General features: G+C 58.8%; 17 protein-coding genes. 12 read left to right on the top strand and 5 right to left on the bottom strand.

Annotated features, from left to right (window positions below; all coding sequences use genetic code 11):
• Positions 1-30: 30 nt before the first annotated feature.
• The gene (yegS, locus tag GYM47_RS10915) at positions 31-990 is read left to right on the top strand and encodes a lipid kinase YegS (protein WP_153842854.1); all 960 of its coding nucleotides are present in this window, start codon (positions 31-33) and stop codon (positions 988-990) included.
• Positions 991-1,020: 30 nt separating this feature from the next.
• Positions 1,021-1,821 (top strand): hypothetical protein, encoded by an 801-nt coding sequence (locus GYM47_RS10910; protein ID WP_153842855.1) that lies wholly within the window; start codon positions 1,021-1,023, stop codon positions 1,819-1,821.
• Between the two features lie 62 nt (positions 1,822-1,883).
• Here the strand turns inward: GYM47_RS10910 and GYM47_RS10905 are convergent, their stop codons facing one another.
• Positions 1,884-2,087, bottom strand: coding sequence for a cold-shock protein (locus GYM47_RS10905; protein ID WP_044630763.1), 204 nt, complete (start codon positions 2,085-2,087; stop codon positions 1,884-1,886).
• Between the two features lie 133 nt (positions 2,088-2,220).
• Between GYM47_RS10905 and GYM47_RS10900 the strand changes: the two genes are divergently transcribed.
• Positions 2,221-2,877: a LysE family translocator gene (locus GYM47_RS10900; protein ID WP_153842856.1), complete on the top strand. Its 657-nt coding sequence runs from the start codon at positions 2,221-2,223 to the stop codon at positions 2,875-2,877.
• Between the two features lie 39 nt (positions 2,878-2,916).
• Here GYM47_RS10900 and GYM47_RS10895 read toward each other — a convergent pair whose 3' ends face one another.
• On the bottom strand, positions 2,917-4,866 hold the full coding sequence (locus tag GYM47_RS10895; protein WP_153842857.1) for a transglycosylase SLT domain-containing protein: 1,950 nt from the start codon (positions 4,864-4,866) through the stop codon (positions 2,917-2,919).
• 117 nt (positions 4,867-4,983) lie between these two features.
• Between GYM47_RS10895 and GYM47_RS10890 the strand changes: the two genes are divergently transcribed.
• The 4 genes from GYM47_RS10890 to sixA all read left to right on the top strand — a co-directional run bounded on the left by GYM47_RS10890 (position 4,984) and on the right by sixA (position 9,052).
• Positions 4,984-5,331, top strand: coding sequence for a YkvA family protein (locus GYM47_RS10890; RefSeq protein WP_139527141.1), 348 nt, complete (start codon positions 4,984-4,986; stop codon positions 5,329-5,331).
• A gap of 98 nt (positions 5,332-5,429) precedes the next feature.
• Positions 5,430-7,334, top strand: a complete 1,905-nt coding sequence (htpG, locus tag GYM47_RS10885; protein ID WP_153842858.1) for a molecular chaperone HtpG — start codon at positions 5,430-5,432, stop codon at positions 7,332-7,334.
• 127 nt (positions 7,335-7,461) lie between these two features.
• Positions 7,462-8,553, top strand: coding sequence for an NAD(P)H-dependent glycerol-3-phosphate dehydrogenase (locus GYM47_RS10880; protein WP_153842859.1), 1,092 nt, complete (start codon positions 7,462-7,464; stop codon positions 8,551-8,553).
• Positions 8,546-9,052: a phosphohistidine phosphatase SixA gene (gene sixA / locus GYM47_RS10875; protein WP_139527144.1), complete on the top strand. Its 507-nt coding sequence runs from the start codon at positions 8,546-8,548 to the stop codon at positions 9,050-9,052. The genes GYM47_RS10880 and sixA overlap by 8 nt, the downstream gene beginning before the upstream one ends.
• A 74-nt stretch (positions 9,053-9,126) precedes the next feature.
• On the opposite strand, the gene gatB is transcribed toward sixA, so the two are convergent.
• The 3 genes from gatB to gatC are packed head-to-tail and all read right to left on the bottom strand — an operon-like array spanning position 9,127 to position 12,388.
• Positions 9,127-10,581: an Asp-tRNA(Asn)/Glu-tRNA(Gln) amidotransferase subunit GatB gene (gatB, locus tag GYM47_RS10870; protein WP_153842860.1), complete on the bottom strand. Its 1,455-nt coding sequence runs from the start codon at positions 10,579-10,581 to the stop codon at positions 9,127-9,129.
• Positions 10,581-12,041: an Asp-tRNA(Asn)/Glu-tRNA(Gln) amidotransferase subunit GatA gene (gene gatA / locus GYM47_RS10865; RefSeq protein ID WP_153842861.1), complete on the bottom strand. Its 1,461-nt coding sequence runs from the start codon at positions 12,039-12,041 to the stop codon at positions 10,581-10,583. The genes gatB and gatA overlap by 1 nt, the downstream gene beginning before the upstream one ends.
• Before the next feature lie 59 nt (positions 12,042-12,100).
• Positions 12,101-12,388 (bottom strand): Asp-tRNA(Asn)/Glu-tRNA(Gln) amidotransferase subunit GatC, encoded by a 288-nt coding sequence (gatC, locus tag GYM47_RS10860; protein ID WP_139527147.1) that lies wholly within the window; start codon positions 12,386-12,388, stop codon positions 12,101-12,103.
• Positions 12,389-12,617: 229 nt separating this feature from the next.
• On the opposite strand from gatC, the gene GYM47_RS10855 reads away from it, so the two are divergent.
• Genes GYM47_RS10855 through rng form a run of 5 tightly spaced genes read left to right on the top strand, consistent with a single transcriptional unit; the run spans position 12,618 to position 17,226 of the window.
• Positions 12,618-13,655 (top strand): rod shape-determining protein, encoded by a 1,038-nt coding sequence (locus GYM47_RS10855; RefSeq protein ID WP_018915723.1) that lies wholly within the window; start codon positions 12,618-12,620, stop codon positions 13,653-13,655.
• A gap of 23 nt (positions 13,656-13,678) precedes the next feature.
• Complete coding sequence (gene mreC / locus GYM47_RS10850) at positions 13,679-14,620, top strand: rod shape-determining protein MreC (protein WP_153842862.1); 942 nt, start codon at positions 13,679-13,681, stop codon at positions 14,618-14,620.
• Positions 14,620-15,108, top strand: coding sequence for a rod shape-determining protein MreD (gene mreD / locus GYM47_RS10845; protein ID WP_139527149.1), 489 nt, complete (start codon positions 14,620-14,622; stop codon positions 15,106-15,108). The genes mreC and mreD overlap by 1 nt, the downstream gene beginning before the upstream one ends.
• Complete coding sequence (locus GYM47_RS10840; protein ID WP_153842863.1) at positions 15,101-15,703, top strand: Maf family protein; 603 nt, start codon at positions 15,101-15,103, stop codon at positions 15,701-15,703. Before mreD ends, GYM47_RS10840 begins: the two co-directional genes overlap by 8 nt.
• A gap of 59 nt (positions 15,704-15,762) precedes the next feature.
• Positions 15,763-17,226, top strand: a complete 1,464-nt coding sequence (gene rng, locus GYM47_RS10835) for a ribonuclease G (protein ID WP_139527151.1) — start codon at positions 15,763-15,765, stop codon at positions 17,224-17,226.
• Positions 17,227-17,228: the final 2 nt, after the last annotated feature.

Raw genomic sequence — 17,228 nt, 5'->3', positions numbered from 1 at the left:
GTGAATTAACCATGGAGAGGGAAGACACCGGTGACAGACCCACAACAGCGTTATTTATTGATTATCAACGGTAAGTCGGCCGGGAATCCGGCGCTGCGCGACGCCGTCGAAGCGCAGCGCAAGGCAGGGACGCCCATCATTGTTCGCGCGACGTGGGAAGGTGGCGATGCCGCTGATTTTGCAGCCCAAGCGCTCGATTTGGGCGCGACATGCGTCATCGCATGCGGTGGTGATGGCACCGTCAACGAAGTCGTCAATGGACTCATGCGGCTGCCCCATGACCATCGTCCGAGCTTGGGCGTGGTGCCGATGGGCAGCGCGAATGATTTTGCCACTTCGGTGGGGTTACCTTTGGAGCTGGATCGCGCACTGGCGGATGCCGTTCGCTTGCCGTCTGCGCCCATCGATGTGATTCGTATGACGGCGGAAGCCAGAGGCGAACCGTCGGTATGCTATTACATCAATATGACCACCGGTGGTTTCGGCGCAGAAATTACCTCCTCTACCCCCAAAACGTTAAAACGCATGTTAGGGGGAGGAGCCTACTCACTGATGGGTGCGCTCAAGGCGTGGCGTCATCGCAGTTATCGCGGCACGTTGCACTGGGGCGATCATGAGCAGGCCGCGTCACTGCTGCTGCTGGCACTGGGCAATGGGCGTCAATCGGGTGGGGGGCAGGTGCTGGCCCCTCGTGCCAAGCTCGATGATGGGCGATTGGACGTTCTGCTAGTCAAAGATTTTCATTCGGTGACGGAGCTTCCTGCGCTGCTCGGCGAGCTACAGCAGTTCCCCGCAGAAGGGCGTTATGTGCGCTACTTCACTGCCAGCCAGTTGACCGTTACCACTCGGTCCGATGATGAACCTTGGCCGCTGACCCTGGATGGTGAGGCAAAACGCTATCAACGATTTACCGCTGAAGTCGTCCCGCTAGCGTTGAAGGTACGCTTACCAGAAGGCTGTTCGCTGTTGTCTGCCAACGACCGCCACTAATGAATTCGAACCATTAAGGAGCATGACTCGATGAGCTACCATGTATGGATGCCGCTACTGGCCAGTTTGGCCCTACTGCTGAGTGCCTGCGGCGACAGTCAAGAAGAGGCAAACGTCGTACCGGAAGAGAGCGCGGCCGAGCAGCCCAGTGAGACGCCAGCCGCTGCACCTGACACCGGTAGTGACGATGTTCCTTCGCCCTCCCAGGTGGAAGACGACATTGAACGTCAGGCGTCCGAGGCGTCCGAGCCTTCCAATGCTCAGGAAGACCTGTCTTCCACCGCCAGTGAGCCAACCTCGGAGCCCCTGCAGGCGGACGAAGAGACGCTGGCCGCCGACCCCGACGAAGCCCTTGACGAAGCTAGCGCAATGCCGGGTGAAACCACGCGTTCTGATGTCGATGACGTGATTGCCGAGACCGAGCGTCGTTTCGAAGAGGCACAGCGTCAGTTGGAGCAACAGTTTCAAGAAATCGAGCAGCAGTCGCCCGAACTGGCGCCCATGGAGAACGACCCCATCGAGCCAAGCTGGGAGCGCGAAAGCAGCTTACCCGAAGGCACTTCCGTGGAAGGAGGGTTAGAAGCGCAAGATGTGGATGCGCTCATCGAAGATACCGAACGTCAATTCGAAGAGGCCCAGCAGCGCCTAGAAGAGCAGTTCCAAGCCTTGGAGAGTGAGCGCCCCACCAATGGTGCACCCCTGGCGTCTGACGAACTCCAAGACCGCGACGTTGGTGACGACCACCCTGTTGAAGAGCGCTCTACCAATGACGATAGCGAAGCGCAAGAGGCCGAAAGCTCCTCGGACGACACGTTGGATACATCGTCTTAAGAAGGAAACCCCAACCTATAAAAAAGGCCCGCATTCGCGGGCCTTTATCCATTCGGTGCGGTTCAAGCAACGCGAATGTTGGAAGCCTGAAGGCCTTTTTTACCCTGAGTCACCTCGAAGCTGACTTTCTGACCATCTTGCAGGGTCTTAAAACCTTCAGCTTGAATTTCAGAGAAGTGGGCAAAGAGATCGTCACCGCCGTCATCGGGAGAGATGAAGCCGTAACCTTTGGTGTCGTTGAACCACTTGACAGTGCCAGTTGCCATCGTTCATATCCTTAACGTGCTTAATGATTGAGCAGGCGACGCTCTGTCAACCTGCCAAATTCACTTTAGAAGCAAATAATCAGCACGTCCAGTCACGTGATTAAGATTCTTTATCACTCAGCGAGCCAAGTACATGATGGAACTCAACCTCATCGATGCGCAGTTCATTCCCTTTTTAGTGGCCATCACGCTGCTGTCGATAAGCCCAGGAGTCGACACGCTTCTGGTGATTCGCAACACCGCGCGAGGCGGTATCCGAGACGGCATAGCCACGAGCGTAGCCATTTGCTGTGGTTTGTTCGTTCATGCCACCGTTTCGGCGTTGGGTATCTCGTTCATTTTGCTGCAGTCGGCCTGGGCGTTCAACATGCTGAAGTTGGCAGGGGCGGCGTATTTGATTTGGCTGGGGGGCACGAGCCTGCTGGCAGCCCGCCGAGGAACGCCGCTGCCGGTGAAGGGCGTCCTGAAGGAGGCGGCGCCCGTTCCGCTGTGGCAGCCAGTCAAAGAAGGGCTGCTATCCAACGTGCTCAACCCCAAAACCGTGGTGTTCTACATGGCGTTTTTACCCCAGTTCATCGCGCCCACTGACCCCGCACTCGTCAAATCCCTCTGGTTGGCGGGCGTGCACTTCGTGATTGCCAATATTTGGCAGATTAGCGTCGTGTTGATGGTTGGTGGGGCGAGTAAATGGCTGGCCAGCGCACGCTTTGCGCAAACCTTGAATGCTGCCACTGGCGCGGTGTTGGTCGTTTTCGGCGTGCGGCTGGCGCTGGAGCAACGCCCGGTGTAACCGGGCGTTGTGGGGGGATCGCGATACGCGTCGCTGGGACTAGCGCTGTACGAGGGCGCGGTCGTAGCGCACGGCCTGCTCGCTTTCGTTGAGTAGCGAGACCCCATCGCTGCTACCGCCGTTGGCTAAGCTCTCAAAAATCACCCGGTAGCTCAGCACTGCCTGTACGTAATCGCGTGTCTCGCGAAATGGAATACTCTCCACGAAGAGATCGAACGACTCCATGCTCTGAGTGCCTAACCACTGATCGACGCGTCCAGGTCCTGCATTGTAGGCAGCTGTGGCCGCAAGACGATTGCCTCGGTAGCGCGCGAGCTTGTCGCGCAAGTAGGTACTTCCAAGGCGAATGTTCAGCTCAGGATCCAGCACGCCGTAGGGACCGGGGTCGTTCAGCCCCAGTTGACGGCTCACTTGGGCGGCCGTGCCGGGCATCAACTGCATCAAGCCCCTAGCGCCTGCGGGTGAGAGCGCCACCGGGTTGTACGCACTTTCTCGGCGGGTAATTGCCATTAATAGGTAAGGGTCTACCCCTGTTTGAGCGCCCCATTGAAGAAAGCTCTCGCGGTAGGCGGGAGGAAAGCGCCACTCCAGCGCGTCCCACATTTTGCCTGCAATGGTGGTTTGTACTAGCCGTGCGTGCCACTGCTGCTGGGCGGCATAGTCGGCCAGCGCGCGGGCTTGCTGGGGCGTGCCGTGCTCGATGGCGTAAAGCCACTCGCTGTTGGCTAAACCGTCTTCACCGATACGCAGCAGCGCCTCGGTGCGCTGCACGACCGGTAGTCGTGCCGTCTGCTCGCGGGTAGCCTCGTCGAAGTGATGGCGCTCGTTGTTGAGTCGGTAAGGCTGGTCGATTCTATCGGCGGCGGCGAAGCCGTAGAAGCTGCGGTCAGTGGCTGCTTGCTGATAACGTGCCATGGCCGCCTCGGGGTTGCCAAGCTGCTCGTTGGCGCGCCCCAGCCAATACTGCCAGCGACTGCTCGCTTGCTGGCTCGCGGGCATTTCGGCAATCCAGTGTACGACGTCGGTCCACTGGCGGTCGGCCAGCGCGCGACGCACGCGCAGCTCCAGTACGCGCTCGCTGGCTAGCGAGGGCAGCACGCTATCGACCCAGCCGAGCGTGCCGGGCACCTCCCGAACGAGGGTGTAAAACGCTAGCTCTTCCTCGATGACTTGGCGCTCTTGCGCCGTCAAGTTCAAGCGAGGCGAGAGCTGCTGCCAAGCGGCGAAAGCGGTAGGCGTGTCATCTCGGGTCAGGCGCTGCATGGCGGCTTGGTAGAAAGCCGCCGTGGCCCTGCACTCCGGGCCTAGGCAGGTGGGGGCGCTGGTGATGGCCCTGGCGTTGTTGCTGACCGCGTCCAACGTGTCGAGGGCCGTTTGCCACTCGCTGCTCAGCAGTCCGCCTAGGTAGTTACTCAGGCGCGATTCGCCCGCTTGCCAAGCTAGCATCTTGCGTTCCCAGATGGCGGTCGCATCGATAGTGCCATCGGCCCGTAGGCGGTTGAAAAGGGGGTCACAGGCATCGGGCTGTGAGCTGCCTACTCGCCAAAGCGCCAAGCCCGCGCGGCGCGACTCTTCTGGGGCACGGTCGATGAGCGCCATGTAGTAGTAACACTGACGTGCCGTTCCAGCAGGCTCGCCATCGGCGACGGTGAGTAGATCGCCGTAACGTCCTGCATGACCATATTTGGCAATGGCTTGGCCGCGCATCCATTCCGATAGCGGAGAGTCGGCATGCTGTTCGATGAACTGCAGCACTTGACTGGCGGCCACGTTGGGCAACTGGTTGCGTAAGCGGTGATAGGTGACATAACCGCTGAGTATGTGTCCTTCGATGGCGCGCTCATCGATGTGTTGCCACTGCTGCTGGCGTGCGGCGTTGAGCGCATCACGCATAGCGTCATCAGTGGCTGCCCAACTCCCCGTCGGTAGGCCGATGATGGCTGCTGCACACAGAGTGCGAAGGGTAGAACGTAATGGCGTAGCCGGCATGGCACTCCCTCTTGCTCGCTGGTAGGGTCAAAGGCGCAATAGTGAACTATACGGACAAGTGAACTATACGCACAGATAAGGTTCTGACAATCGTGACACTAAGAGGATTCGATAACGATGGCACGATTATCCGTTTGGGGATTGTTTCGTCGATTGAAAACACGCGTATGGGCCGTTAAACGTATCGCCCGTGCGCTCAAGCTATTTTTACCCATGACCCGCGATGTGCTGAAAGGAGATTTCAGGCCGATTCCCTGGTCTGCGTTTGGCACCATGGCGCTGGCGTTGGCCTACCTGGTCATGCCATTCGATCTGATCCCCGACTTTTTGGTGCTGCTAGGTGTGGTCGATGACGTATTGATCGTGGGCTGGTTACTAAATCGCGTCGATACGCAGTTGGCCGACTATCGCGCTTGGAAATCGGCTACTGAGGCAGCCACCGCTTCTTCACACACACCTTCTTGAAATCCCTTCGCTTATCCCCATATTGAGTTCACTACCTTTTCCGCCTCTGCCTATGGGCAGAGGCGTCAAGCAACACGTGATCAATGAGGGCTAAGCGCATGACCACTGCGACCCATGAAGAAACTCTTGGCTTTCAGACGGAAGTCAAACAGCTCCTGAATCTGATGATCCACTCTCTGTACTCGAATCGGGAGATTTTTCTACGCGAGCTGATTTCCAACGCCGCCGATGCCTGTGACAAGTTGCGCTATGCCGCACTCGATAACGACGCTCTGTACGAAGGCGATAGCGAGCTGCGTATCGAGATCGAGCACGACCGCGACGCCAACACCATCACGCTGCGCGATAATGGTATCGGCATGAACCGCGAAGATGTGATTGCCAACTTGGGCACCATCGCGCGTTCCGGTACGGCAGAGTTTTTGAAGCAGCTCTCCGGCGAGCAGCAAAAAGACGCCAAGCTGATCGGTCAGTTCGGGGTTGGTTTCTATTCGGGCTTCATCGTGGCCGACGAAGTGGCCGTACGTACTCGTAAAGCAGGCACCGCTGCATCGGAAGGCGTCGAGTGGCGCTCCAAAGGCGAAGGCGAGTTTACCGTTGCCGACATCGAGCGTGACGCTCACGGCACGGAAATCACTCTGCATTTAAAAGACGATGCAAAAGAGTTCGCCGACGACTACCGCCTGCAAAGCTTGGTGCGCAAGTACTCTGATCACATCGAAGTGCCGGTGCGTATGCCCAAGGTCGAAACCGCCAAGGATGACGACGGTAACGAGATCGAAGGTAGCGAAGTGACGACGTGGGAAACCGTCAACGAAGCTACCGCGCTGTGGGCGCGCCCGAAGAGCGATGTCAGCGACGACGAGTATAAGGCGTTCTACAAGCACGTTGCCCACGACTTCAGTGACCCGCTTACCTGGAGTCACAATAAAGTCGAGGGTAAGCTCGAGTACACCAGCTTGCTCTACGTGCCGGGCCGCGCACCGTTCGACATGTTCGACCGTGACGGCTCGCGCGGTGTGAAGCTTTACGTGCAACGTGTCTTCATCATGGATGATGCCGAGCAGTTCCTGCCCCTCTACCTGCGTTTCATCAAGGGTGTGCTGGATACGCGCGATCTCTCATTGAACGTCTCCCGTGAGTTGCTGCAGCAAGATCCCAAGGTCGACAAGATCAAAGGGGCGCTCACCAAGCGTGCGCTGGACATGCTCAAGAAACTGTCCAAAGATAGCGAGCAGTATCAAACGTTCTGGAACACCTTTGGCAGTGTGCTGAAAGAGGGCCCAGGTGAAGACTTCGCTAACCGCGAAAAAGTCGCTGGCCTCCTGCGTTTCGCCTCTACCCATACCGATACCGCCACGCAAGAACACTCTCTGGCGGATTACGTCGAACGTATGAAAGAGGGCCAGAAGAAGATCTACTACGTGGTGGCGGATAGCTTCAATGCAGCGAAGAACAGCCCGCACCTGGAGATTTTCCGCAAGAAAGGCATCGAAGTGCTGCTGCTCTCTGACCGGATCGACGAGTGGCTGATGAGCCATCTGACAGAATTTGACGGCAAGCCCTTTGCCGATGTGGCAAAAGGTGAGCTGGATCTTGGGGACGTAGAGGACGAAGCCGAGAAAAAAGCCCAGGAAGAGACGGCCAAGGCGAAGGAAGATCTCGTAAAGCGCGTCAAAGAAGCGCTGAGCGATGGCGTTCAAGAGGTCAAAATCACCCATCGTCTGACCGATTCGCCCGCTTGCGTGGTGTTGCCCGAGCACGAAATGGGCTATCAGATGCGCCGTATCATGGAAGCGGCCGGGCAAAAACTCCCGGATGTGAAACCCATCCTCGAGCTCAACCCCAACCATGCCCTAGTGGCCCGTTTGGAAAATGCAGAGGGTGATCTATTTGGCCAGTTAGCCCACATCCTTCTGGATCAGGCGATCATTGCCGAGGGCGGTCATCTGGACGACCCGGCTGCCTACGTGAAGCGTCTCAATAGTGTGTTGACGGCTTAATGCCCTAAGCTCGCTAGTCGCGGCCCGCTTGGTCAACCAAGCGGGCCGCTTGTTTTGTTAAGGTAGTACTTATCAAAATGGGGGGTGTTGAGGCCCACCGTTACGTAAAAGAACTCAGGACATGGCTATGGCAGAGCAGCAAAGTAACGTCGCGGTGCTGGGGGGCGGGAGTTTTGGTACCGCGCTGGCCAGTATCGCTGCCGACAATGGCGCTAACGTGCGTCAATGGTTGCGCGACGAGGCGCTGGTCGCGCAGATCAACCGAGAGCACCGCAACGGCCGCTATCTTCCCGACTATGCGATCAACCCTGCCGTCACCGCATCGACCGACTTGAAAACGGTGCTGACGGGTGCCGAACTGGTGCTGATTGCCATCCCGTCGAAAGCGTTTCGCAGCGTGGTGCAAGCGGCCAAGCCTTGGCTCTCGCCCGAACAAATCCTGGTCAGCACCACCAAAGGGATTGAGCAAGATGGCTTTTTACTGATGAGCCAAGTGCTGGAGCAAGAGACCGGCTTCCCCCATATTGGCGTCATTGCAGGGCCTAATTTGGCCTCCGAGATTGCTGACAAGCAGTTGACCGCCACGGTGATCGCCAGTGCGGATGCGCTAACGCGCACTCGAGTACAGCAAGTGCTGGGCTGTCGCTATTTCCGCGTTTACGCCAGTAATGATCGTCACGGCGTGGAGCTGGGGGGCGCATTAAAGAATATTTACGCCATTGCAGCGGGCATGGCCGCGGCGCTGGGGATGGGGGAGAACACACGCAGCATGCTGATGACCCGAGCGCTGGCCGAGATGAGCCGTTTCGCCGTTGCCCAGGGGGCCAACCCCATGACGTTTCTTGGTTTGGCAGGCGTGGGCGACCTGATCGTCACTTGCTCGTCTAACTTGTCGCGCAATTACCGCGTGGGCCATGCACTGGGTACGGGGCTGTCGTTAGAGGAAGCGGTGGCTGCGCTTGGCCAAGTGGCGGAAGGCGTCAATACCGTCAAGCTGGTCTGCGCAAAAGCGCGCGAGATGGGGGTTTATATGCCGTTGGCCGAAGGGTTGAATCGTGTGCTCTTCGAAGGCGTGCCTGCCGAGGACATGGCGGGAACGCTCATGATGGGCGAGCAGAGTAGCGACGTGGAGTTCATTCTGCCCCGCGAAGCGGTTCAGCAGGCGCATCGCGAGCAGGCTCATCAGGATCAGCAAGGCAGCGGAGGTTCCCATGAATAGCCACCGACAGCAAGGTAGTTGCAGCGTATTGATCATGCGTCATGGCGAAGCCGCGCCAGGTTTTCCAGACCACGCCCGGCCGCTGACGCCCAGGGGGGAGCACGAGGCCGAGACCATGGCTCGCTGGCTGGCGACGCGTATCGATCAAGGCGAGCTGTCTAGGCCAACGCTCTACGCCAGCCCTTACGTCCGTGCTCAGCAAACCGCCCAGCGAATCAGCGATGCCCTGGGCGCCCCCCTCAATACGCTGTCCTTCATTACCCCGGAAGATCCGCCCGGCGATGTCAGCGACTGGTTGCTCAGGCATCCCGTTGACTCGCCGATCATGCTGGTTAGCCACATGCCGCTGGTGGGCGACTTGGCTGGGCTGTTGGTCGAAGGCGCGCCAAGCCAGGGCGTTGGCTTCCCCACGGCGGCCATTGCCGAGCTAGAGGCTGACGTCTGGGCGGCAGGCTGCGCGCAGCTCAAGCGTTTTACTCAGCCGAGTCAACTGGCTTAACGAGACGCTCGAGACCAAAAAAGCGGCTGCCGAGGCAGCCGCTTTTGGTTGATGGCCGTGCCGACTAGCCGTGGCTAGAGCAGCGCATCCAACTTCTCTTTCAACAAGCCGTTGACCTGCTGGGGGTTGGCGGTGCCGCGTGAGGCTTTCATCACCTGGCCCACGAAGTAGCCAATCATCTTGCCACGCTTCTCGGGCTCGGAATCACGGTACTGCGCCACCTGTGCCGGGCTTTCGGCAATGACTTGGTCGATCATTGCTTCGATGGCGCCGGTGTCGGTCACCTGTTTTAGGCCTTTGGCCTCGATGACGGCATCTGCGCTCTCGCCCTGGCCGTTCCACAGCGCCTGGAAGACCTGCTTCGCTGCCTTACCGTTGATGGTGTCGTCCAGCACGCGGCTGATCAACTCACCCAGCTGTTGGGCGGATACCGGACTGTGTTGAATGCTCAGGTTCTCCCGGTTCAATGCACCAGAGAGCTCGCCCTGTACCCAATTGGCTGCCTGCTTGGCGTCGCCACAGACGCGATGCACTTCTTCGAAGAACTCCGCCATGTCACGGCTGGCCGACAGCACGTTGGCGTCGTACGCCGAGAGGCCTAGTTTGCTCTGGAAACGGGCGCGCTTGTCGGCGGGCAGTTCCGGCAGTTGGCTGCGCAGGTGGTCCAGATAGGCCTGATCCAACACCACCGGTAGCAGGTCGGGGCAGGGGAAGTAGCGGTAGTCGTTGGCTTCTTCCTTGGTCCGCATGCTGCGGGTCTCGTCACGCTCTGGATCGAACAGGCGAGTCTCTTGGACGACTTTACCGCCATCTTCGATGAGCTCGATCTGCCGCTCGACTTCGAACGCAATGGCACGCTCGACGAAGCGGAAGGAGTTGACGTTCTTGATCTCCGCCCGGGTGCCAAACGCGTCTTGGCCTTTTGGACGTACCGACACGTTGACGTCGCAGCGCATCGAGCCCTCGGCCATGTTGCCATCGGAAATACCCAGGTAGGTCACGATGGAGTGAATCGCTTTTAGATAGGCGGCGGCTTCTTTGGCGCTGCGCATGTCCGGCTCGGAGACGATCTCTAAAAGCGGCGTGCCCGCCCGGTTCAGGTCGATCCCGGTCATGCCGTGGAAGTCTTCGTGCAGCGATTTGCCGGCGTCCTCTTCCAGGTGGGCGTGGTGAATACGAATCCGTTTGGTGGTGTCGTCATCCAGCGTGATCTCGACTTCACCCGCGCCCACGATGGGGTGGTACATCTGACTGGTTTGGTAGCCCTTCGGCAAATCTGGATAGAAGTAATTCTTACGGTCGAACACCGAGACTTCAGGGATCTCGGCGTGGACGGCGAGGCCAAACTGCACGGCCATGGCGACGGCCTGCTCATTGAGCACCGGCAGCACGCCCGGCAGGCCCAAGTCGACGGCGCAGGCCTGGGTGTTCGGCTCGGCGCCAAACGCAGTGGAGGCGCCGGAAAAGATCTTAGAGCGCGTTGCGAGCTGAACGTGGACCTCGAGCCCGATCACGGTTTCCCATTGCATTAGGCGTTCTCCTCGGCAAAGGCAGGCAGTTGAAGGTGCCAGCCGGTCGCTTGCTGGAACTGGTGAGCAACGTTGAGCAGCTGCGCTTCGGCAAAGTGGGTGCCCAGAATCTGAAGGCCTACCGGGCGGCCACCGGCAAAGCCAGCGGGAACGCTGATACCTGGGATGCCTGCCAGGTTGACGGCGATGGTGTAGATGTCTTGCAAATACATGGAAACCGGGTCTTTCTTGGCACCCAGGTCGAAGGCAGGCGTCGGTGAGGCGGGGCCCATGAGCACGTCGACATCCTCGAAAGCATCGAGAAAATCTTGACGAATCAAGCGACGAACCTGCTGCGCTTTGGTGTAGTAGGCGTCGAAGAAGCCCTCCGATAGCGTGTGTGTGCCAATGAGAATGCGGCGTTTCACCTCTTCACCGAACCCTTCCGCCCGTGAGCGGGTGTAGAGGTCGACGAGATCCGCAGGCGCATCGCAGCGATGACCAAAACGCACGCCGTCGAAGCGCGATAGGTTCGACGAGGCCTCGGCAGGGGCGATGACGTAGTAAGCCGGAATCGCGTAGTGGGTGTGCGGCAAGCTGACGTCGCGCACCGAAGCGCCCAGCGATTCATACACTTTCACCGCGTCACGAACGGCCTTCTCGACCTCGGGGTCCAGGCCGTCACCAAAATACTCCGTCGGTAGGCCGATTTTGAGGCCAGAGAGCGGAGCGTTGAGCGTCTCGGTGTAGTCCGGCACGCCACGGGCGACGCTGGTGGAGTCGCGTACATCGTGACCGGCAATCACGTTCATCAGGTGCGCACAATCTTCGGCAGTGCGTGCCATGGGGCCTGCCTGGTCGAGACTGGAGGCGTAGGCGATCATGCCGTAACGAGAGACACGTCCGTAAGTGGGCTTCAGACCGGTAATGCCACAAAATGCTGCTGGCTGGCGTATGGAGCCGCCGGTGTCGGTGCCCATAGCCGCGGGTATGAGCCCGGCAGCCACGGCAGCAGCGCTACCGCCCGAGCTTCCACCGGGCACGGCTGAGAGATCCCAAGGATTTTTGACGGCACCGTAGTGGCTGTTTTCGTTGGAAGAGCCCATGGCGAACTCATCCATATTGGTTTTACCCAGGCTAATGGTGCCTGCAGCGCTCAGTTTTTCGACCACGGTGGCATCGTAAGGCGCGATAAAGTTATCGAGCATTTTGGAGCCGCAGCTAGTTTTCACGCCTTGGGTACAAAAAATATCTTTTAGCGCTAGAGGAATTCCGGTGAGCTTGCCTGCTTTACCGCTGGCTCGTGCTTTATCAGCGGCGTCGGCTTTTATGAGCGCCTGCTCGGCGGTCACGGTAATGAAGCTATTCAGCTGGTCGTCGGTTTTCTCGATGCGCTGTAAAAAATGAGACGTCAGCTCTCGGCAGGAGAGTTCACCACTGTCTAAGGCGGCGGCGAGCTGCGTTACGGTTTTGTCATGCATGACCCGGAAGCTCCGTTCAGAGGCGGATGGAAGGAGTGGAAACGAACGATGAGCGCGGCTTATTCGACCACGCGCGGGACCAGATAAAGGCCGTTTTCCACTGCCGGGGCGCAGTGTTGGAACGTATCGCGCTGATTCGTTTCGGTGACCTCGTCGGCGCGAAGGCGCTGGGTCGCATCGAGCGGATGGGACAGCGGCGCGACGCCTTCGGTGTTCAGGCTCTGGAGCTGGTCGACCATGTCCAGAATGCGGCTAAGATCGTCGACGAAGCCGCTGGCTTGGTCGTCGCTAACGGCGAGTCGGGCCAAGTGTGCGGCCCGGCGCACATGAGATTCTTCAAGCGCCATGATCGAGGTTTCCTCGCAATGGTGATGGAACATATTTCGCTTTGAGCGGTATACGTACGGTCATCTTAAATTCGTCTGACGGAGCAGACGTGGAAAATAGCCGCAAAAGGTACCACATATTGGCCTTGGCGGGCAGTGTTCGGGACGACTCGTGCTTGCTGCCAAGGGGTTGCGGTGATACCGTTTGCATCCGCACAGGGTTCCCGGTCTGCACTAGGTAACAACATCCATGTTCAAACGTTTGAGGGGGCTGTTTTCCAGCGATCTGTCGATCGACTTGGGTACGGCCAACACACTGATTTATGTACGCGGTCGTGGCATCGTGCTCGATGAACCGTCCGTAGTCGCCATTCGCCAGTCTGGCAACATGCGCAGCGTCGCCTCGGTGGGTGCCGATGCCAAGCGCATGCTTGGTCGCACGCCTGGCAATATTACGGCCATTCGTCCGATGAAAGACGGTGTCATCGCCGACTTCACCGTTACCGAGCAGATGCTTCAGCACTTCATTCGTAAAGTGCATCAAAGTACGTTCCTCACCCCCAGTCCGCGCGTTCTAGTCTGCGTGCCCTGCATGTCGACGCAGGTGGAGCGACGCGCCATTCGTGAATCGGCAGAAGGCGCCGGCGCGCGTGAAGTGTTCCTGATCGAAGAGCCCATGGCGGCAGCGATCGGTGCTGGCTTGCCGGTGGAAGAAGCGCAGGGCTCGATGGTCGTGGATATCGGTGGGGGCACCACGGAAATTGCGATCATATCGCTCAACGGGGTCGTATATTCAGAATCGATCCGCGTAGGCGGTGACCGTTTTGATGAGGCGATCACCGCGTACGTGCGCCGTCACTATGGCAGCCTGATTGGTGAAGCGACGGCCGAGCGTATCAAAGAAGAGATTGGCTGTGCTTATCCAGGTGGCGAGCTGCGCGAGATCGATGTGCGTGGCCGTAACCTTGCCGAGGGTATTCCACGCAGCTTTACCTTGAACTCCCACGAAATTCTCGAAGCACTGCAAGAGACGCTGGGCTCTATCGTAGCCGCCGTCAAGAGCGCGCTGGAGCAGTCTCCACCCGAGCTGGCCTCGGATATCGCCGAGCGCGGCTTGGTGCTGACCGGCGGTGGCGCGCTGCTGCGTGACCTGGATAAGTTGATCGCCGAAGAGACCGGCTTGCCGGTGATCGTGGCGGAAGATCCGCTGACCTGCGTTGCACGTGGTGGCGGCAAGGCATTGGAGATGATCGATCAGCACACGTTTGAGTTGCTGTCGAGCGACTGATCGCAGCGGTTTATCGCGGGGGATTGCCTATCAAACCGCTGTTTTCACACGGGCCGCTACCCGGTTACCGGCTATTCTTCTGTGTTGTGGCGGCAAGCGCATTGATGTTTGTCGACCACCGTTTCACTCGCATGGAAGATCTGCGCGCCCAAATGACCACGATCGTTGCACCCATTCAGTGGGCGGTTAGTGTGCCCAGCGACCTGCTGAACTGGGGGGCGCTGGCGCTCTCCGACCAGCAGGCGCTGGTGGATGAAAATCGACGCTTGCGCGAGCAAATATTGACACTTTCCCACCGTGGTCAACGCTTGGCGAATTTGACTGCTGAGAACGCGGAGCTGCGCCAACTGCTGGGCGCCGCCGAGCGGCGGGACATTCCCTATATGACGGCGGAACTGCTGTCGTTGGACAACGACCCTTTTAGCCATCAGATGGTGGTCGACCGTGGGCATCGTAACGGTGCCTACGTGGGGCAGCCGGTGATCGATGCATCAGGACTCGTCGGCCAGGTGACGGCCGTCTCGGCATACTCGAGTCGGGTCTTGTTGCTGGCCGATGCCAGCCACGCGCTGCCGGTCCAGGTCAATCGCAACGGTCTGCGCTTCATCGTTCAGGGCACTGGCCGCTACGGCAGTGTGAACGTGCTTCACGTACCGGATACGGCCGATATCCGTGAAGGTGATCTGCTGACCACGTCCGGATTGGCGGGGCGCTTTCCGCCGGGCTACCCCGTGGCGAGGGTAACTGAGGTTTATCACGATCCTGGCCAGCCGTTTGCTCGTGTGGTCGCTGAACCATCTGCCCAGCTCCAGCGTTCGCGACATTTTTTGCTGCTTTTTCCACCTCCCCGCGAAGAGTTGGATCCGTCTATTTGGGATGAGTCCATGGAGATTTCAGCCGACGCGCTCCATGCTGCTCAGCGGCTTGGGCAACCAGCCCCCCCGTCCGAAGAGGAGGCGCGCTAATGGCACGTGCGCCGATGGTACCGCTCGTGGTGGTCTGGCTCAGTCTCGTATTGGCGCTGTGCCTGCAGGTCATGCCACTTGCTGATGGTTGGCAAGTGTTTCGCCCCGAATGGGTGGGGCTCATGCTCATCTACTGGTGCATGCGTGCCCCTGATAGGGTTGGTGTCTTTCATGGCTTCGTATTTGGCCTATTGATGGATCTCATCGAGGGGACGGCACTAGGGCAGCACGCGCTCATCCTGTCGTTACTGGCGTTTTTAGCGGCGCTGGTCTATCCCCGTTTTCGCGCTTACTCGTTGGTACAGCAATCGGTGCTGGTGCTGGTGCTGCTGGGGTTGGTTCAGCTCATCGAGCAGTGGCTGCGCACGTTGACCGGCGACTTCTCGATCCACCTCTCTTTCTTGATTCCTTCGCTGGTGAGCGCGCTGCTGTGGCCTTGGCTGGCGACGATGTTCCACGCCATCGAACGGCGCATGGCCAATGCGTGACGTTGCCACGACTCCCGTGCTCTGCTTGGCCTCTGCTTCACCGCGACGCCAGGCGCTGCTCGCGTCGATCGGCGTGCCCGTCACCGTCATGCCCAGTAACGTCGATGAAACGCCCATCGAGGGAGAATCCCCCGCCGCTTATGTAGAGCGGCTGGCCATTGCCAAGGCAGAGGCAGCGACGGGGAAAACCACGCTGCCCGTGCTAGGGTCGGACACGGCGGTGGTCGTCGACGATACGATTCTGGGCAAGCCGCGCGACCAGCAGCACGCGGCTGATATGTTATCGCTGTTAGCAGGGCGGTCGCACCGAGTACTCACGGCAGTAGCGGTCAGCGGGTCGCGGGGTATACTCTCCTGCTGTGTGACCACCGAGGTCATCATGCGCGCGTTAACGGCAGACGAGATCGAATGCTATTGGCATACCGGTGAACCTGTCGATAAAGCGGGCGGGTATGCCATCCAGGGGCTAGCCGCTATTTTTATCGAACGAATTCAGGGCAGTCATTCCGCCGTGGTAGGACTGCCTCTTTTTGAAACCACGCGCTTGCTTCGCCAGCAAGGGGTTCCCATTTGGGCGGGCCGTTATCTTACGTAACCACCGACTCATCGCCCGCTGCGCTGGCAAGGAATTGGACACCCAATAAGGAATTTTGCATGAGCGGTGAAGTCCTCATCAATTTAACGCCCATGGAGACCCGCGTTGCGCTGGTAGAAAACGGCGTATTGCAAGAGGCGCTCATCGAGCGCTCTCGCAGGCGCGGTATCGTAGGCAATATCTACAAAGGCAAAGTCGTTCGCGTACTGCCTGGCATGCAGGCTGCTTTTGTCGATATTGGCTTGGAGCGTGCGGCGTTCATCCATGCACACGAAGTCATGCCGCCCGGCACTCCTAGCGAGGAGCAGCAAACCATTGGGCAACTGCTCCACGAAGGCCAAGCCCTGGTCGTTCAGGTCACCAAAGATCCCATCGGCACCAAAGGGGCACGTCTAACCACGCACTTATCGATCCCCTCGCGGTACTTGGTTTACATGCCTGACTCGCCACACCACGGCGTGTCGCAGCGCATCGAGGACGAGCGTGAGCGTGAACGCTTGAAGATGCTGCTAGACAAGAGCATCGAGGAGCAAACCCTCGAGGTGACAGGCGGCTTCATCGTGCGGACTGCCGCAGAGGGCGTGGGCGATGAAGAACTGGCCAGCGATATGTACTTCCTGTTGCGCATTTGGCGAAAAGTCAGCGAGCGCAAAATCACTGCTGCACCGCCCAGCGTCATTTATGACGACCTGCCGCTGTTCATGCGCACGCTCCGAGACGTGATGCGCGATGACATCGAGAAGGTGCGCATCGATTCCCGGGAAAACTTCGTCAAGCTCGTGGAGTTCGCAGAAGAGTTCATGCCCGATGCGGTCGACCGTATAGAGTACTATCCCGGTGAGCGTCCGATCTTCGATCTCTATAGTGTCGAAGACGAGATTCAGAAAGCGCTGGGGCGCAAGGTGCAACTCAAATCGGGCGGGTATTTGGTCATCGACCCGACCGAGGCCATGACGACCATCGATGTGAATACCGGTGGCTACGTGGGGCATCGCAATCTCGAAGAGACGATTTTCAAGACCAATTTGGAAGCCGCCACTGCCATTGCGCGCCAGCTTCGTTTACGCAATCTTGGCGGTATCATCATCATCGACTTCATCGATATGGTGGATGTCGAGCACCAGCGTCAAGTGTTGCGCGTGTTAGAGAAAGCGTTAGAGCGTGATCACGCCAAAACCAAATGCACCGGTGTTACCGAGCTTGGACTGGTGCAGTTAACGCGTAAGCGTACTCGGGAAAGCTTAGAGCAGACTCTCTGCGAAGCATGTCCGACCTGTGGCGGCCGCGGGACCCTTAAAACTCCAGAAACCATCTGTTACGAAATCTTCCGGGAGATCCTCCGCGAAGAGCGTGCCTATAGCGCAGAGACCTATATGGTGCTGGCGTCGCAGCCGGTGGTGGATCGCCTGCTGGATGAAGAGTCTGCCGCTGTCGCCGATCTGGAGACCTTCATCAATAAAACGATCCGTTTCCAGGTCGAGCAGCACTACTCTCAAGAGCAGTACGACATCGTACTGATGTAATG

This window comes from Vreelandella piezotolerans, assembly GCF_012427705.1.
GTDB classification, from domain to species: Bacteria; Pseudomonadota; Gammaproteobacteria; order Pseudomonadales; family Halomonadaceae; genus Vreelandella; species Vreelandella piezotolerans.
This window is presented reverse-complemented; position numbering and strand designations above follow the sequence as displayed.

What these genes read in the sequence shown, in the direction of transcription:
- mreD (WP_139527149.1), top strand. Translation starts at nt 14,620, where the DNA reads ATGGCACGTGCGCCGATGGTACCGCTCGTGGTGGTCTGGCTCAGTCTC.
- sixA (WP_139527144.1), top strand. Translation starts at nt 8,546, where the DNA reads ATGAATAGCCACCGACAGCAAGGTAGTTGCAGCGTATTGATCATGCGT.
- htpG (WP_153842858.1), top strand. Translation starts at nt 5,430, where the DNA reads ATGACCACTGCGACCCATGAAGAAACTCTTGGCTTTCAGACGGAAGTC.
- GYM47_RS10840 (WP_153842863.1), top strand. Translation starts at nt 15,101, where the DNA reads ATGCGTGACGTTGCCACGACTCCCGTGCTCTGCTTGGCCTCTGCTTCA.
- GYM47_RS10910 (WP_153842855.1), top strand. Translation starts at nt 1,021, where the DNA reads ATGAGCTACCATGTATGGATGCCGCTACTGGCCAGTTTGGCCCTACTG.
- GYM47_RS10880 (WP_153842859.1), top strand. Translation starts at nt 7,462, where the DNA reads ATGGCAGAGCAGCAAAGTAACGTCGCGGTGCTGGGGGGCGGGAGTTTT.
- gatB (WP_153842860.1), bottom strand. Translation starts at nt 10,581, where the DNA reads ATGCAATGGGAAACCGTGATCGGGCTCGAGGTCCACGTTCAGCTCGCA.
- GYM47_RS10895 (WP_153842857.1), bottom strand. Translation starts at nt 4,866, where the DNA reads ATGCCGGCTACGCCATTACGTTCTACCCTTCGCACTCTGTGTGCAGCA.
- GYM47_RS10890 (WP_139527141.1), top strand. Translation starts at nt 4,984, where the DNA reads ATGGCACGATTATCCGTTTGGGGATTGTTTCGTCGATTGAAAACACGC.
- GYM47_RS10855 (WP_018915723.1), top strand. Translation starts at nt 12,618, where the DNA reads ATGTTCAAACGTTTGAGGGGGCTGTTTTCCAGCGATCTGTCGATCGAC.
- GYM47_RS10905 (WP_044630763.1), bottom strand. Translation starts at nt 2,087, where the DNA reads ATGGCAACTGGCACTGTCAAGTGGTTCAACGACACCAAAGGTTACGGC.
- gatA (WP_153842861.1), bottom strand. Translation starts at nt 12,041, where the DNA reads ATGCATGACAAAACCGTAACGCAGCTCGCCGCCGCCTTAGACAGTGGT.
- GYM47_RS10900 (WP_153842856.1), top strand. Translation starts at nt 2,221, where the DNA reads ATGATGGAACTCAACCTCATCGATGCGCAGTTCATTCCCTTTTTAGTG.
- gatC (WP_139527147.1), bottom strand. Translation starts at nt 12,388, where the DNA reads ATGGCGCTTGAAGAATCTCATGTGCGCCGGGCCGCACACTTGGCCCGA.
- rng (WP_139527151.1), top strand. Translation starts at nt 15,763, where the DNA reads ATGAGCGGTGAAGTCCTCATCAATTTAACGCCCATGGAGACCCGCGTT.